The sequence below is a fragment of the Pandoraea horticolens genome, from assembly GCF_902459555.1.
GTDB lineage: Bacteria > Pseudomonadota > Gammaproteobacteria > Burkholderiales > Burkholderiaceae > Pandoraea > Pandoraea horticolens.
On sequence record NZ_CABPSM010000052.1, the window covers coordinates 1 to 1,162 of the forward strand.

The 1,162-nt window shown below is 57.4% G+C and carries 3 pseudogenes; 2 read left to right on the forward strand and 1 reads right to left on the reverse strand.

The features are described 5' to 3' along the window. Window positions 1-685: 685 nt before the first annotated feature. Window positions 686-851: pseudogene (locus PHO31112_RS26975) on the forward strand (ISL3 family transposase); the annotation flags it as partial. Window positions 852-853: 2 nt separating this feature from the next. Here PHO31112_RS26975 and PHO31112_RS26980 read toward each other — a convergent pair. Continuing rightward, window positions 854-961, reverse strand: a pseudogene (locus PHO31112_RS26980) (IS5/IS1182 family transposase); the annotation flags it as partial. 60 nt (window positions 962-1,021) lie between these two features. Between PHO31112_RS26980 and PHO31112_RS26985 the strand changes: the two are divergent. Next, a pseudogene (locus tag PHO31112_RS26985) lies at window positions 1,022-1,162 on the forward strand (IS256 family transposase); the annotation flags it as partial.

The following is a 1,162-nucleotide window of genomic DNA, read 5'->3' on the forward strand; positions in this document are numbered from 1 at the left end:
CGATCAAGGGCTCGCCCATCTCGGAGGTGAAACCGTCGAGTCATTCGGACGAATCGTTGGGCACGCCGAGCCTCGCCTCAATTTTTCGGGGCGACCGGTTAGAGAGGTGCACGACGCCCCGTCTCCCCCCAACGTCACACAAGAGCATCTGCTCGGACGGTTGAGTCTGGATGATCGCGGTGTCCTAGTGGGGGGGGGGGAGCATCCATACGCGGGGGCCGCACACGATCCGGAAGTTTGGTACAGACGTGAACTCCATGCCAACCGCATCACTTGGGGGGATGACCAACCGACAGGAATTGCGGCAACCTGGAATGGTCAGCTCGGTAGAAATATTTTTGAGCGAACACAGACCAGAAGCCACTTAAGCAGGCTGGGGTTTCGACGCATCGGGGACAGAGAATGGGCCCTGCCAATGCAAAACACCCTGAGAGATGGCAGGTTGCCCAGGCACGAGATGCAATGGATCTATGAAGATACGGTCGTCGAGGCGCCCGTTTTTACGCCGGTTGCGCCGTGGGACAACAGACCTATAGCGGAAAGGTGGTTTGATGAATGGAAAATACGCCTGCATTCATTCGGAGGCGCGTGGTGATGGCGGTGTCCCATTCGTAGTTGAAGGTTGGGACGGCGGGCGTTCCTAGATTAGGCGGACTTCAGATCATGGTCAACGCGTTTATCGGTCGTGCGAGCCGTCGCGACGTTCTACGGTTTGGACTGGCACACCGTGAAAGCGATCGACAAAACGGGTATTCAAGCAAGCCTTGGTCGAACCGTATTGGATGCAGGTTCGGTATCTGGCGATGGATGAGTTTGCCCTGCACAAAGGCCATCGCTATGCCGCGGTCGTGGGCTGGGTCTTTCGATTTGATCGCGGCGGAATAAAGGCCTTTGCGCGCGAGGCACGGATACTGTTCACGAAGGCATCCGAGTCATAACCTCTGTCGGCTGCCTTTCGCCCTGGATCAGGGCCTGTCATTAATTTCGTGTTTGAGGCATAACATGTCACTAAGGAGTGGCTATGCCTCGCAAACCGAAACCCCCACCGGCAGAACTGCCAACGATCCCCGCCGAGCTGCTTGAGCAGTTCGGCCACGGCCCGATGACGGCCGACGCCATCAATGCCGCATCGCTGGCCTTCAAAAAAGCGTTGATCGAGCGT